We start from the raw sequence: 14,693 nt of genomic DNA on the forward strand, positions 1-14,693 counted from the left end.
GCGATCAATAGTTGAGCGTAGCCGTCACCGTATCGGTGTAGACACCCACCGCAGGTGTCGTCTGTGGAGGCACGCGCCCGTAAATGGTGAAGGTTTGTGCAGCACCCGTTCCCGTTCCCGCCAGCCTGTCCGTGCCAACCGTATTTCCCCACAACTGTGTGTGGCCGGAATCCCGATAGAGGGAATAGGATATCGTTGCAGCGGCAGGCCCGGTCATAAGACGGTTCGCAACAGTTGCGGACGAGCCTGTTCCAGCACTCAGCCCCAACGTGAATGGCGTGCTTGTCGTGCATTGCACCACGATCTGACTGGTTGAATCCACATTGGCACTTAAAACGCCATTGGTGCCGAAGTTCAGCAAGCCTGCGGAGTTGATCAGGCAGGACGCCTCAATGGTAATCTGCACGTTAAAAGTTGTCGTGGCGACCTGTGCGAAGCTGGATGCTGGCGTAAAGATCAGTGTCGCAAGTGATACGATGTAGCCTGATGTCGCGAACTTCATGCTCTCTCCCTCCGGCTGGCACGCCACCGATGGTCCCTGGCGCGCAGCAGATGATCACCCGAATAGCGGGTAATCAGAATGTTCTAATATTCGCGCCGGGAGAGTTAATAAATCATTAACATTCGAGCCTGAAAAACTATAGGGCGAAATAGAACATGCATAACAACCCGTTATACGATGAAACATTTATGCAATAGGAGTGTTTCTCAGGGAATAAAACTCATAATAAGCAACGCTTTGAATATCTAAATGGATTTCCCTTGCTTCTGCCGAAGCCATCCATTCAGCTCCGCCTCTGCTTTCTCGATTGCGCTGTAGTTCAACAGTTTGCGCAGCAAGGCCACCGTCACCGCACGGCACCGTAGATTGTAACGCCCCTCACCACTTTCATCGCTCGCGGTCTGATAGACGCCCAGTTTTTCATACAGCTGCTGCAATCTGTTTTGCACGCTGCGCAGCGACAGGTTCTGGCGCGATGCAATCATCCGGTCGGTCAAACCCAGTGCGATATCCAGCAGGATTTCATATTCGGAATCTGTAAACCCGTTGATATGGCCAAGACTTTTTTGCTGAAGACCACGCACTTCCCGGTCGATGACGCATTGCGCCTCGATAAAAATGCTGCGCAAGGCCAACCGTAGCCGATCATCGGATGCGGATTTGAGCACATAGCCATACGCTGCACCTTCCGGCACGATGCGTGACACGCCGCGAACATAGGCCTCATCCGCATAATTGGACCAGAACAGAATGCGCGTATCGGGACGCTCCTTCCAGATTGTCCGTGCCGCTTCGATGCCATTGCGCTCATTCATCTGAAGGTCCATGACGATATGCGCCGTGTCATTTTCCCGTGCCAGTTTTTCACCGGCGCGGCCATCGCTGGCCTCCAGAATATGGACGCATTCCGGCAACGCGGCCCGCACGGCTTCGTTGAGATAAGATCGATGCAGCGCATCATCCTCTACGATCAGAACGTCCATCCACCAGCTCCTTTTCATAGGGTAACGTGACGCGAATGCGTGTGCCCGCTTGCATTCCCCGCCCGATTTCAAAACTCGCCGAAATCAGCCGCGCCCTCGTTTTCATATTGTCCACGCCGCGCCCTGTGTGATGCTCACCCACCGGCATTCCGATACCATCATCCGAGATCTCGATCACAACAGGCCCGTCATCAATCGAGAGCCGCACCGTGATTTTGTCGGCCTGCGCATGGCGGATCGCATTGTTGACGGCTTCCTGCACGATGCGAAACAACGCGATCACAACCGTTTCTTCCAGCGCGTCGACCACACCCTGCGTCTCATCCACAATTGCCCATTCGATTGTGGTGCCGCTATCGCGGATCGACCGGTCGAGGTAGGTTTCGATGGCCTGAACGAGACCGAACAGTTGCAAGATCGACGGTTTTGCCTCTTCGATAATCTGCCGCAAATCGTGCATGCAGGTGTGAAGACTGCGAACGACAGGCTCCAGCATCTCCCCGGACAAATCCGGCACATGCGAGAGCCGCTCGATGCGCCGAGTCAGACGCGTGATGTCAGCCAAGGTCTGGTCGTGCAGATCCATGCCGATCCGCTGCCGCTCGGCTTCCAACTCCTGCGTCAACCGCAGCGCGCCCAGCCGCAAACCCTCCTCGCGCGCATTGGCCTCCGCCTCCTCGATGGCCGAACGTTTGGCCTGCTCGCTGGCACGGATCGCGTAAAAATACGGTGCCAGCAGATCAGCCACCGCCCGCGCATCCACCACATCCTGCATCGTATACAGATCACGCTGGCGCGACGAGCAACTCAGCGCGCCAATAATATCGCCGTGGACTTTCAGCGGCACATGCACCCGGCTTTGCAAACCCAGCGTCAGGATAGGACTTGAAAAAGCACCTTTGAAATGAAATCGCGGATCGGCGGATGCGTTACCCGATAGCAGAAAATCGACCTCGCCCGAGAGCAAGGAGCGTATGGGGCTGCCGGTCAAAAGCGCTGGCGGATGTTTGCTCCATTCGCTCTCCATGCCACTTTCGTAAGCAATATGGAATTTATCATCCAACTGCTTGATGCAGACATCCATGTGCTCATGCGGAATGATCTGCATGATTTCGCTTGCGACAGACCGAATGATGGAATTGAAATCGAGCTGTCCGGCGAGTAGCCTGGAAATGCCGAGATAATGATCGAAAAGAGAACGGCGCGCCTGATCAAGCATGAACGGGTGCCCTCCCAAGCACCGGCTTTAAACTGTTCTTGCATTCTGCGCGGTTGCGGCCCTGCCGTCTTGCGGGAAACCGCAAATTTTATGCGGGTTTCCGCAAATCAATTGCTGTGAACAGCCTGTACAAGACCGATTGTCTTGGTCATTCTTGGGTTACTGGGGAAGGAGCCTCAGTGCAATAAATTTTTCTGGATAAACCGTTGAGGAGCGGGCCGGAAATTCAGCCTGCGATTGGGCGGGCACTTGGGAGGAACATCAATGACCATTAAAAAGATGCTTGTGGCATCCGCAGCAATTGCATCCGCCATTTTGCCAATGACCGCCGCGCACGCGGACACAGCAGCCAAAAAAATCGCGCTGTCCAATAATTATGCCGGCAATTCGTGGCGTCAGGCCATGTTGACCAGTTGGGACAAGATCACCAAGGATGCGGTCAGCAAGGGCGCCGTCGCTGCCGCCGACCCGTTCACGACCGCTGAAAATCAGGCAACCGAACAGGCTGCCCAAATCCAGAACCTCATCCTGCAAGGGTATGACGCCATCGTCATCAACGCTGCTTCCCCCACCGCCCTGAATGGCGCGGTGAAAGAAGCCTGCAACGCTGGCATCATCGTTGTGTCTTTCGATGGCATCGTGACCGAACCATGCGCATGGCGCATTGCCGTGGACTTCAAGGCCATGGGTGCAAGCCAAGTGGATTACCTTGCAACAAAACTCCCCAAGGGCGGCAATCTTTTGGAAATTCGCGGCCTTGCCGGTGTGTCGGTGGATGATGAAATCCATGCGGGCATCGCCGAAGGCGTGAAGAAAAATCCGCAGTTCAAGATCGTCGGCTCCGTCAACGGAGACTGGGCGCAGGACGTCGCCCAGCGCGCTGTTGCCGGTGTTCTGCCAAGCTTGCCGGACGTCGCCGCTGTCGTCACGCAAGGGGGTGACGGTTACGGTGCCGCACAGGCTTTCGCCGCCGCAAAACGTCCGACACCCACCATCGTCATGGGCAACCGCGAAGATGAATTGCAATGGTGGAAGCAGCAGAAGGATGCAGGCGGTTATGAAACCATGTCGGTTTCCATCGCACCCGGCGTTTCAACGCTGGCCTTCTGGGTTGCGCAGCAGATTCTGGACGGCAAGGACGTCAAGAAAGACCTCACCGTACCATTCCTGCGCATCGATCAGGCCAATCTGGAAGAAAACCTGAAAAACACCCAGAAGGGTGGCGTTGCGAATGTCGAATACAGCCAGGCCGATGCCCAGAAGGTCATCGCGTCGGCGAAGTAAGAAAGTCTCGACTTTCCTCCCGGAACGGGCGGGGTTTGTCATAACCCCGCCCGGCTTCCTTACCTGTGCCAACCTTCTGTAAATGGCAAAATTGCTCATGAATGAAACTGTATTGCAGGCAGAGGTCGTCAGCGCGCGCGGCGTGAAGGTCACATTCGGCGCGGTCAAGGCGCTGGATGGCGCAGACCTTTCCATCCGCTCCGGCGAATGCCTCGGTCTGGTCGGCCACAACGGTGCCGGAAAATCCACCATCGTCAATGTCATCAATGGCGGTCTCTCTCCACATGAAGGTGAGATAGCTTATGGAGATACGGTTGCGCATGGCATCTCTGCCGCGCGGGCAGGCGGCGTGCGTTGTGTGTTTCAGGAGTTGTCCCTTTGCCCCAACCTCACCATTGCCGAAAACGCGCGCGTCATGCATAGGGCCATGAAAGGCGGCAATTGGCGCAGCCGCGCTCTGGACCTTATCCAGAAACAACTGAACGCCATTTTTCCCGGCAACGGCATAGACTGCACGCTCGCCGTCAGCGATCTGTCCATTGCCGAGCGGCAGATGGTGGAAATCGCCATCAACTTTGCAGACGTGACCGATAGACCAAAGCTCGTCATTCTGGACGAGCCGACGTCCTCGCTCGATGCAGGCCTTGCCGAACAATTGATGGCCTATGTGCGCAAGTTCGTGCGCGAAGGCGGCGCGGTTTTGTTGATTTCCCATATTCTCGGTGAAATCCTGTCCACCGCCACCCGCGTGGTCGTCATGAAAGACGGACGTGTTGTTGCCAACCGGCTCGCTGGCGAATTCACCAACCGCACACTGGTGGAAGCCATGGGCAGTGTGGTCAAGGAACGCGACTGGCAGAAAAACGCCAGCCGCAAAACCGGCGCGCCCGTTCTTTCCATGCCACCGCGCAAAGCACAGGGTCTGCCGTTTGAGGCATGGCGCGGAGAGATCGTTGGGCTTGCCGGACTTGGTGGCCACGGCCAGACGCAAGCCCTTCTCGACCTCTATCTTTCAAAAAACAGTAGCTGGCTACCGAAATCTGGTTCGAGCATTTCTTTCGTCGCGGGCGATCGCAGCCTGAACGGCACCTTTGCGCTGTGGAGCATCCTGAAAAACCTCACCATCGGCCCGTTGCGAGACCTGTCTTCTGCGGTCGGCTTCGTGGATCGCGACAAGGAAGCCGCCCTTGCCGCAGACTGGAAAAGTCGCATTGAAATTCGCACACCAGACATGGAAAACCGCATCCTGTCGCTGTCCGGAGGCAACCAGCAAAAGGTGCTTTTTGCCCGTGCTCTGGCCACAAAAGCCGAAACGGTTCTGATGGATGATCCGATGCGCGGCGTCGATATCGGCACAAAACAGGAGGTCTATGAAATCCTCCGTTCCGAAGCCGCTGCCGGTCGCACCTTCGTCTGGTATTCCACCGAAATGGATGAAATCCGTCTTTGCGACCGTGTTTATGTCTTCCGCGAAGGCGTCATTCAGGCAGAGCTGACGGGCAGCGAGATTACCGAACGGAATGTGCTTGCCGCCTCCTTTACCGGGGGAGATACCCCATGAAATTGTCTTCCGGCGCTATCCGCCTCATCATTCCGGCATTGTCTCTGGCAGCCCTTCTGGCCGCGGTTTTTTACATGCAGCCACGCGCCATGAGTTACACGGGCCTGAACCTGCTATTCAATCTCGCCGTTCCCATCGCCCTTGCGACCATTGCCCAGATGATCATCATGGCAGTCAATGATCTTGATCTGTCGATGGGAACCTTCGTCAGCTTCTGCGCCTGCGTCACCGCCACATTTTTGCAAAGCGATCCGCTGATAGGCATCTTGATCTTCGCAGCGGCAATCGCCGTTTATGCGGCGCTCGGTGCCATCATTCACATTCGCGCCCTGCCCTCCATCGTCGTCACTTTGGGCATGAGTTTCGTCTGGGGTGGGCTGGCCGTGCTGCTTCTTCCTTCCCCTGGCGGAACGGCACCGGAATGGGTGCGCAACATCATGGTTGCGCGTCCGCCCTTCATCCCGGTTGCCATCGTCGCCAGCGTCGTCATCGCCCTCGCGTCGCATTTCCTCATCATGCGCTCATCGCTCGGTGTTCTTATTCGCGGTGTCGGCGGCAATGCGCGCTCGGTCGAACGCTCTGGATGGTCGGTCGTCGGCATCCGCGCTGCGGCTTTTGCACTGGCTGGTTTGTTTGCCGTGCTGGCCGGAATTGCCCTCGTCGGGCTGACAACCTCTGCCGATGCCAATATTGCCCTTCGTTATACGCTGCTCTCCATTGCAGGCGTCATTCTGGGCGGCGGTGAATTCGTGGGTGGTCGCGTTTCCCCCATCGGGGCCGTCATCGGCGCGCTGACATTGACGCTTGCAGGTTCGTTCCTGTCCTTCATGCGCATTTCACCCGATTGGCAGATCGGCGCACAAGGCGCGATCCTCATCATCGTTCTGGGCCTGCGTATCCTTCTCAACCGCCTTGAAACGCGGGAGAAAAATCAATGAACACGTTTCGTTTCATCAAAGCCAAACCTTGGATCTGGTCTTTCGCTGCCACTCTCGTCGTCTGGCTGCTGACGGTGCTTTTTACCGGCGGGTCAAGCTCCTTCGGCCTCACCCATGCCGCGCTTACCTTCGCTGCCTTCTCGGTTATCGTCGGCATCGGTCAGATGTTCGTCATCACGCTTGGACCGGGCAATGTCGATCTCTGCGTGCCTGCCACCATGACGCTTTCCGGCACATTAGCGCTTAAATTCATGGATGTTTCGGACGGTTTTATCCTGCCCGGTTTGGGCATCGCCATCCTGATTGGCATTGTCATCGGCGTCGGCAATTACGCGCTTATCAAGCTGTTGCGCATTCCGCCCATCATTGCCACGCTGTCGATGAGTTTCATCGTGCAATCGACGGCCATCTGGTCCAACCGTGGGCTTCGTATCAAACCACCGGAAATCCTCGCAAACTTTGCCATCTCCAGCACCTTCGGCATCCCAAACATAGCGCTGGTGGCGCTCGTCCTGTCCATCGGCGCATGGGCTTTGCTCGATCGCACCATCTATGGACGCTGGATTTCCGCCATCGGCCAAAGCACATTTGCCGCGCGTATGACCGGTATTCCGGTCGATGGCGCACGCCTGTTGACCTACGTGCTCTGCTCGGTTCTTGCGGCAATCACCGGTTATCTGCTCGCCAGCTTTTCTGGCGGTGCCGCACTCAACATGGGCGCGGAATATCTGCTGATGTCGATTGCCGTTGTCGTCATCGGCGGAACGGCCGTGGCGGGTGGGGATTCCAACGTGCCGGGAATATGGGGCGCATCGCTTTTCATGTTCCTGGTGGTGTCGATGCTGAATACTTACGGCTTTGGCGCAGGCGCGCGCCTCATTCTCACCGGCCTCATTATTATCTCCGTTATTCTCGTTGCGGGCGGCCCAAAACCCAATCGCTAAAACGTATCATTCTGGACAGGCACCATGGCTCACGAAAAACACCCGCTTTACGACATCCGCGATGAGCGCTTCCGTCATCTGATCACCGGCAATGCCGAGCTTGAAGAGCTTTACAGCGGTTGCCGCTGGGCGGAAGGGCCGGTCTGGTTTGCTGATTTGAACTGCCTGCTGTTCAGCGATATCCCCAATCAACGCATTCTGCGCTGGGTGCCGGATGGCTCGGTTTCGGTCTATCGTCAGCCATCCAACTTCGCCAATGGCCACACGCGGGACCGTCAAGGGCGGCTGGTTTCCTGTGAACACGGCGGCAGGCGCGTAACTCGCACCGAAATCGATGGATCGATCACAGTCCTTGCCGACCAATATCAGGGCAAACGTCTAAACTCTCCCAATGATGTTATAGTACGCTCGGACGGCTCTATCTGGTTTACCGATCCGACTTACGGCATTCTGTCCGATTACGAAGGCTACAAGGCCGAGCCGGAACAGCAAACCCGCAATGTCTACCGGCTGGACCCGGACACCGGCGTACTGGATATCGTCATCGATGATTTTGGCCAGCCAAACGGCCTCGCCTTTTCGCCAGACGAAACCAAGCTTTATGTCGCCGACTCTTCGTCCAGCCATGATATCACCCGCCCGCGCCATATCCGCGTGTTTGATGTGGAGGATGGAAAAAGGTTGAGGAACGGGCGCGAATTCTGCGCGCTCGACAAGGGCCTTCCGGATGGCTTCCGCCTCGACACCGCAGGCAATCTATGGACCAGTGCAGCAGACGGCGTTCATTGTTTTTCACCGGAAGGTCAACTCCTCGGCAAAATCCTCGTGCCACAAACCGTCGCGAACCTCACCTTTGGTGGACCGCGCAAGAACCGGCTGTTCATCACCGCCACAAAGTCCCTCTACGCGATTTACGTCACCGCCACAGGCACACAAACGCCATAATTTATTAGTCGGCTAAGCTTATTGGTGTAGGTAGGACATGTGCACTGCGCACGCTGAGTTAAAAACTCGGCGGTGTGCAGGCGCTGATGACTTCGCACGGCACCGGCCCGACACACCGAAATGTGTGCGGACGCCTGCTCTCGAAATAATAGGCGTCCCCCGGTCCAAGAATGCGGCGCTCGTCATCCACGGTGACTTCCAGCCGTCCGGACAGCACGATACCGCCCTCCTCGCCTTCATGCACCAATGGCACCCGCCCGGTCCCCGCACCCGGCTGATAACACTCTTTCAAAATCTGAAGACTGCGGCCAAACAGGTTGTCACCGATCTGGCGATAGGAAATCGGCCCCTTGCCGATCTCCACCAATTCTTCCGCCGCGTAAAACGCCTTGCGGGGTTTGTCCGGCTCGAACGCAAAGAACTCGGCAAGGCCGATGGGAATGCCGTCTAGAATACGTTTCAATGCCCCGACGGACGGATTGGCAGAATTGGACTCGATCAGTGAAATGGTGGAGTTTGTCACACCGGCGCGCTTGGCCAATTCGCGTTGCGACAGTTTGTGAACAGAGCGCAAATGCCGCAATCTGTTGCCAATATCCACGACCATTGACGCCTCCCGGTTTCACATGTTCGGAATATAACAAATCTTGGCATTCAAAGCTATAAATAACAATGACTTATAGACATTCAGAAAAAGACTTGTTCGATGATGCGAAGTGCTGAATGGATATGTCATCTTGAAAAGGAAATCCCATGGATCACAACAGCAAACCCAATACGCCCAACCTTGCCAATTTCTGGATGCCGTTCACGGCAAACCGTCAGTTCAAGGCTTCCCCGCGCCTGCTCGCCAGCGCCGAGGGCATGTATTACACCGATGTCGATGGCAACAAGGTTCTAGACGGCACAGCTGGCCTATGGTGCGTCAATGCCGGGCATGGACGCAAGCGCATTGCCCAAGCCGTTGAGCGCCAGCTCTCGACCATGGATTTCGCGCCTACGTTTCAGATGGGCCATCCGATTGCGTTTGAATTTGCCGAAAAACTAGCCGCTGTCGCCCCTGGTGGCAGGGAGGGTCAGTTGGACCGCGTGTTTTTCACCGGCTCAGGCTCGGAATCTGTCGATACCGCGCTTAAAATCGCAATTGCGTATCAGCGCGCAATTGGGCAAGGAACCCGTAGTCGCATCATTGGCCGTGAAAAGGGTTATCACGGCGTCGGCTTCGGCGGCATTTCGGTGGGCGGCCTCGTCAACAACCGCCGGGTTTTCCCGCAAATTCCTGCCGACCATATGCGCCACACGCTTGACGTAGAGCGCAACCCATTCAGCAAGGGTCTGCCTCAGCACGGCATCGAACTGGCGGAAGATCTGGAGCGTCTGGTCGCCCTGCATGGTGCGGAAACCATCGCAGCCGTGATCGTCGAACCCATGTCCGGGTCCGCCGGTGTCATTCTGCCACCGAAGGGTTATCTCGAGCGTTTGCGCGCCATTGCGGACAAACATGGCATTCTGCTGATTTTCGATGAGGTCATCACTGGCTTCGGTCGCCTCGGCAAACCATTTGCCACGGATTATTTCGGCGTCGTGCCGGATCTCGTCACCACGGCCAAGGGCATCACCAACGGCGCAATTCCTATGGGCGCCGTTTTCGCCAAGCGTGCGGTTTACGATGCTCTGATGAACGGGCCGGAAAACCAGATCGAACTCTTCCATGGCTACACCTATTCCGGCCATCCGGTTGCCTGTGCTGCCGGCATCGCCACACTGGAAGTCTACGAGGAAGAAGGTCTTTTGACGCGTGTTGCCGATCTTGCCGAAAAGTGGGAAATAGCGCTGCATTCGCTGAAGGGCGCGCCGAATGTTGTCGACATCCGTAATCTCGGCTTGGTCGGCGCCATCGAACTGGCTCCACGTGACGGCGCTCCGGGGACACGTGCCTATGATGTTTTCGTGGATTGCTTCCAGAAAGGTCTACTGGTTCGCGTGACCGGAGACATCATCGCCCTATCTCCACCGCTGATCGTCGAAGAGCACCAGATCGACACCATCGTCTCCATCATTGGTGACGCTTTGAAGCGTGTCGCCTAACGTGCTAGACTTTACCAGAGCGGCGCATTGCCGCTCCGGTATCAATTTTACCAGGCAATTGACATAATTTTCACAAAACCATCCCCTTGTTTTCATTAGGGGAAAATCCTCAAAGCAAAGCTAAGTGCAACTTGCGTTTCACCACTTCGTATGGACTATTTTGTACTTTGAATGGGCTGTGACTGGCTGGTTGAGCTAACGCGGAGAACAAGTTCTTCCGCCACCTTGCGAGTCTGGACGCGTATATCCGGTACAGCAGTAATTTCCCAAAACTGCCCCGCTGTCAAGGCTCCTACTGCAAACAGTCCGGGGCGCGCATCGCCGTCACACGATAGAACCCGTGAATGATCATCGACACAAATCCCCAAACCCAGCGGATCGATGTCGATCATGTTTTGGCGCTGCATATCCTGAAGCAGTGGTGAATGGCCGATACCGGCCCGTTCCATGCCGGTACAATTCACCAACCAATCAAATGCCAGCGATTGCTCCTGCGCTGTGCCACGCCGCCGGTAAGACAAAAGGTTTGTACCGTCGACCCGTGCGATCCTCGAGACAAAGCCCGCATGAACCGCGACAGTACCGTCATTGAGAAGCGCGTCGAATACGCCGTGCACTTGTGGTGCCACGCGGTGCCGGTGAATATTCCACCACGCCAGAGCATGGCGTAGAAACCGCGCCCGCTGCGCCTGCCCCAACCTTTGCCACAGCGCTTGGGTCTTTGGCCGCAAGCCGTCCATCACGGCCCGCCACTCCACCCCTGCCCTCACCTGCTGGCGCAGATCAAAAAGGATTTCACTGATCTCCGCCCGCTCCGACGTCAATGCCGGTTCAACCGGCTGAACCGGCATTAGGCTATGGGCATGCGGCACAAGCCCGCGCCGCGACAGAACATGGATTTTGCCGCGATGCCCGGAGTTGCGCAGCGACAGAACCTGATCGATCATCGTGAGGCCAGAGCCGAGAATGGCAATCGTGTCATCTGCATGGACCTTTGATAGCCAGCTCAAACGCCACGGATTTCGAACCACCCGGCGCAACAGAGCGGTATCTGCATCCGCAGTTAGCCGCGGCAAACTTGCCGTGCCGACACCCAAACAGAGCGCGACATTCGCCGCACGAAAATTCCGGCCATCATTCAGCCGAAAGATCGCACCGTCTTCATCGCACTCATGGCAGGAGACCGCTTTCGCTTTCACAAACTCCACACGCGCTCGCTGCTCTTTGTTTCGCAGCAACGATGCCAGCGTATCACGCAAATAAAGGCCGTAGTCATGGCGGGATGCAAAGCTCATTCCGTCAACCGTACGCCCCCGTTTCGTCAGCCACTCCAGAAAATCGTTTGGCCTATCTGCAAACGCGCTCATGCGGGCGGCTGGTACATTCAGACGGTGTAAATGCAGTTCGGTGCGATAGGCAGTTCCTCTGCCGAAACTGGAATCATCTCCTACAATGGCGATGGACGCATTGGCGGGAAGCTGTTGAAGAAGGTTGGTCACAAGACTGATTGCCGAGAACCCGGAACCGACGATGGCGACATCATAGAGCACGCAGAATCTCCTCTTTCTATATGCGCCCGAACAAGAGCGTAAACGGCTGAGAAAGGCAAACAGGAATTCGATAAATTATATTCTGCTCACAACGGGATATTTCGGGCCACTCATTAACAAGCGGACAAGCTGTTAGCCGCGGCTAACTTTTTGTTCTTTTCACCCTCACCAAATCGCAACTGGCAACTTAACTCAGGAAATGGACGAAAAACGCTGGTTAGCCGGCTGAAAAGATTCATGTTTAGTCAGGAAGAATGGCTATTGCGCCAAAAAGAGAATCGGCGCTTATATCTCAATTGCGGAAAAAACCGATTTCAGCGGTAAAAAACGCAACTGATCCAACAAGTGGAAAAGATCAAAGATGACCCAAGGCGCCGACCTGAAATCTGCTGACAGAGCCCCTGATCTCACGGGGCTCATCTTACAGCATTCGGCTGCGTTGTCTGCGCAATTGCAGGCTCACAACGCAAATACATTCGCGCCGCTTGCAGAAAAAAGCATGAGGCACTTCTCGCCGTCGGAAACAGCCAAGCTGATCGGCATCGGTGAAGCCTATCTTCGCCAGATCGCTGCCGAGATGCCAGACCTGAGTGCATCACAAGGTGCGGGCCGCCGCAGCTATTCCGTCGAAGACATCCACACCATTCGCAAGTTCCTCGATCAAGGTGCGCGTGGCACACGCCGTTATCTGCCGCATCGCCGCGAAGGCGAAGACTTGCAGGTTATCGCCGTGATGAACTTCAAGGGCGGCTCTGGCAAAACCACGACCTCTGCGCATCTCGCACAATATTTAGCGCTGCGCGGTTATCGCGTGCTAGCCATCGATCTTGATCCGCAGGCCAGTCTATCCGCTCTTTTCGGCCATCAGCCCGAACTGGATGTGGGACCGAACGAAACACTCTATGGCGCCATCCGTTATGATAGCGAACAGCGCCCCATCGCAGAGATCGTTCGTGGAACCTACATTCCCGACCTTCACATCATTCCCGGCAATCTGGAATTGATGGAATTCGAACATGACACGCCGCGCGCACTGTTGCGGCGTGCGCCGGGTGACACATTGTTCTTTGCCCGCATTGGCCAAGCTATTGCGCAGGCGCAAAACTTTTATGACGTCGTCGTCATCGATTGCCCACCGCAACTTGGTTATCTCACGTTGTCGGCATTGACGGCGGCAACATCTGTTCTGGTTACAGTTCATCCGCAAATGCTGGATGTGATGTCGATGAACCAGTTTCTGGCCATGACCGGCGATCTTCTGTCTGAAATCGGCAGAGCTGGTGCACGGTCGGATTATCACTGGATGCGTTATCTCGTGACCCGCTTCGAGCCGAGCGACGGACCACAAAATCAGATGGTGGCTTTCCTGCGCTCGATCTTTGGTGATCATGTGCTGAACCACCCGATGCTGAAGACCACGGCTGTCTCCGATGCCGGGTTAACCAACCAAACACTTTTCGAGGTTGAACGGACACAGTTCACACGGTCCACCTATGACCGTGCTCTGGAGTCCATGACGAATGTAAATGCCGAAATTGAAGGCTTGATCAAGAAAGCCTGGGGTAGAGCCGCATGAGCAGAAAAGAAATCTTCGCAAATCTTGGCGGCAAGACCGCTGACAACGCAGACGCACCTGTCGAGCGTGTTCGTCCGCGTATTCGTCCCATTCTCGGTTCGCCAGAGTTGGTCACAGACGTTATCAACTCGCCCGTGGGCATGATCGGCCAATCCCTCAACGAAGTGTCCGAGCGGAGCAAGCGTGCTGAAGAGATCGAGCGCAAGCTGGCGGAAGGCCTGACGATTGTTGCGCTTGATCCGGCCGATGTCGATCCGTCTTTCATTCCAGACCGTATGCCGGCTTCGATAGAGGCTGATGTTGGTCTGGTGGAAGCCATTCGCGAACAGGGCCAGCAGGTTCCTATTCTGGTTCGCCCACACCCGGATTATCCGGGCCGTTATCAGGTTGCCTTCGGTCACCGTCGTCTGCGCGCCATTGCTGAAATCGGCATTCCCGTGCGCGCTGTCGTTCGGGATTTGACGGATGAACAGCTTGTCGTGGCGCAAGGTCAGGAAAACAACGAGCGCCGCGATCTGAGCTACATTGAAAAAGCCCGCTTCGCACAAAAGCTTCAGCAGCGTTTCCCTCGTGAAACCATCATGGCAGCCATGTCTCTGTTTAAGGGCGATCTCTCCAACATGCTGTCTGTCGTCGGACGCATCCCCGATGATATTGTCGACATCATTGGACCAGCGCCAGGTGTTGGACGCCGCAGCTGGATGGACCTTGCCGATCAGCTTTCCTCATCGAAAGTCAATGAGGCAGCCCGCGCTTATCTGAGTGATGAGAGCGTCGCCAAACTGGCCTCGGAAGAGCGTTTCAAATCCATTCTGGAGTTCTTGAAGCCAAAGGTAGAGCCTAAGAAAACAGGCGTTCTCTCCTCGCAGAGCGGTGAAAAGCTGGCGAAGATTGTAGAGACCGATCACAGGGTGGATATTTCCATTGATCGTCGGCAGGCCCCAGAGTTCGCCGCCTTCGTTCTGGAACACTTACAATCACTGTTCGAAGAGCATCGCTCCAAACAGTAATTATCATTTCTCGATTTAACCCATTACAGGAGCACGAAGCCCAAAAGAAAAAAGCCCCCGAACGTTGCCGCACGGAAGCCTTTCTTTGATCTA

The 14,693-nt window shown here is 55.9% G+C and carries 13 protein-coding genes; 8 read left to right on the top strand and 5 right to left on the bottom strand.

Annotated elements, in window-relative coordinates:
• Positions 1 to 4: 4 nt before the first annotated feature.
• The 3 genes from RMR16_RS18790 to RMR16_RS18800 all read right to left on the bottom strand — a co-directional run bounded on the left by RMR16_RS18790 (position 5) and on the right by RMR16_RS18800 (position 2,704).
• Entirely contained in the window at positions 5 to 502 is a 498-nt protein-coding gene (locus tag RMR16_RS18790; RefSeq protein ID WP_320198834.1) for a Csu type fimbrial protein, read from the bottom strand.
• A gap of 245 nt (positions 503 to 747) precedes the next feature.
• Entirely contained in the window at positions 748 to 1,485 is a 738-nt protein-coding gene (locus tag RMR16_RS18795; RefSeq protein ID WP_320198835.1) for a response regulator transcription factor, read from the bottom strand.
• Complete coding sequence (locus tag RMR16_RS18800) at positions 1,460 to 2,704, bottom strand: GAF domain-containing sensor histidine kinase (protein ID WP_320198836.1); 1,245 nt, start codon at positions 2,702 to 2,704, stop codon at positions 1,460 to 1,462. Before RMR16_RS18800 ends, RMR16_RS18795 begins: the two co-directional genes overlap by 26 nt.
• A gap of 264 nt (positions 2,705 to 2,968) precedes the next feature.
• On the opposite strand from RMR16_RS18800, the gene RMR16_RS18805 reads away from it, so the two are divergent.
• The 5 genes from RMR16_RS18805 to RMR16_RS18825 all read left to right on the top strand — a co-directional run bounded on the left by RMR16_RS18805 (position 2,969) and on the right by RMR16_RS18825 (position 8,376).
• Entirely contained in the window at positions 2,969 to 3,988 is a 1,020-nt protein-coding gene (locus tag RMR16_RS18805) for an ABC transporter substrate-binding protein (protein WP_320198837.1), read from the top strand.
• A gap of 97 nt (positions 3,989 to 4,085) precedes the next feature.
• Positions 4,086 to 5,549: a sugar ABC transporter ATP-binding protein gene (locus tag RMR16_RS18810; RefSeq protein WP_320198838.1), complete on the top strand. Its 1,464-nt coding sequence runs from the start codon at positions 4,086 to 4,088 to the stop codon at positions 5,547 to 5,549.
• On the top strand, positions 5,546 to 6,487 hold the full coding sequence (locus RMR16_RS18815) for an ABC transporter permease (protein WP_320198839.1): 942 nt from the start codon (positions 5,546 to 5,548) through the stop codon (positions 6,485 to 6,487). The genes RMR16_RS18810 and RMR16_RS18815 overlap by 4 nt, the downstream gene beginning before the upstream one ends.
• Positions 6,484 to 7,431: an ABC transporter permease gene (locus RMR16_RS18820; protein WP_320198840.1), complete on the top strand. Its 948-nt coding sequence runs from the start codon at positions 6,484 to 6,486 to the stop codon at positions 7,429 to 7,431. The genes RMR16_RS18815 and RMR16_RS18820 overlap by 4 nt, the downstream gene beginning before the upstream one ends.
• Before the next feature lie 24 nt (positions 7,432 to 7,455).
• Entirely contained in the window at positions 7,456 to 8,376 is a 921-nt protein-coding gene (locus tag RMR16_RS18825; protein ID WP_320198841.1) for an SMP-30/gluconolactonase/LRE family protein, read from the top strand.
• 58 nt (positions 8,377 to 8,434) lie between these two features.
• Here the strand turns inward: RMR16_RS18825 and RMR16_RS18830 are convergent, their stop codons facing one another.
• Complete coding sequence (locus RMR16_RS18830) at positions 8,435 to 8,983, bottom strand: cupin domain-containing protein (RefSeq protein ID WP_320198842.1); 549 nt, start codon at positions 8,981 to 8,983, stop codon at positions 8,435 to 8,437.
• Positions 8,984 to 9,129: 146 nt separating this feature from the next.
• Here RMR16_RS18830 and RMR16_RS18835 point away from each other — a divergent pair, with 146 nt between their 5' ends.
• A complete protein-coding gene (locus tag RMR16_RS18835; protein ID WP_320198843.1) occupies positions 9,130 to 10,464 on the top strand; it encodes an aspartate aminotransferase family protein in 1,335 nt (444 codons plus the stop codon).
• 155 nt (positions 10,465 to 10,619) lie between these two features.
• Here RMR16_RS18835 and RMR16_RS18840 read toward each other — a convergent pair whose 3' ends face one another.
• Positions 10,620 to 12,014, bottom strand: a complete 1,395-nt coding sequence (locus RMR16_RS18840) for an FAD/NAD(P)-binding protein (protein ID WP_320198844.1) — start codon at positions 12,012 to 12,014, stop codon at positions 10,620 to 10,622.
• A gap of 361 nt (positions 12,015 to 12,375) precedes the next feature.
• Here RMR16_RS18840 and repA point away from each other — a divergent pair, with 361 nt between their 5' ends.
• On the top strand, positions 12,376 to 13,590 hold the full coding sequence (repA, locus tag RMR16_RS18845) for a plasmid partitioning protein RepA (protein WP_320198845.1): 1,215 nt from the start codon (positions 12,376 to 12,378) through the stop codon (positions 13,588 to 13,590).
• Positions 13,587 to 14,600, top strand: coding sequence for a plasmid partitioning protein RepB (gene repB, locus RMR16_RS18850; protein ID WP_320198846.1), 1,014 nt, complete (start codon positions 13,587 to 13,589; stop codon positions 14,598 to 14,600). Before repA ends, repB begins: the two co-directional genes overlap by 4 nt.
• Positions 14,601 to 14,693: the final 93 nt, after the last annotated feature.

This window comes from Agrobacterium sp. rho-13.3 (assembly GCF_033957765.2).
Lineage (GTDB): Bacteria > Pseudomonadota > Alphaproteobacteria > Rhizobiales > Rhizobiaceae > Agrobacterium.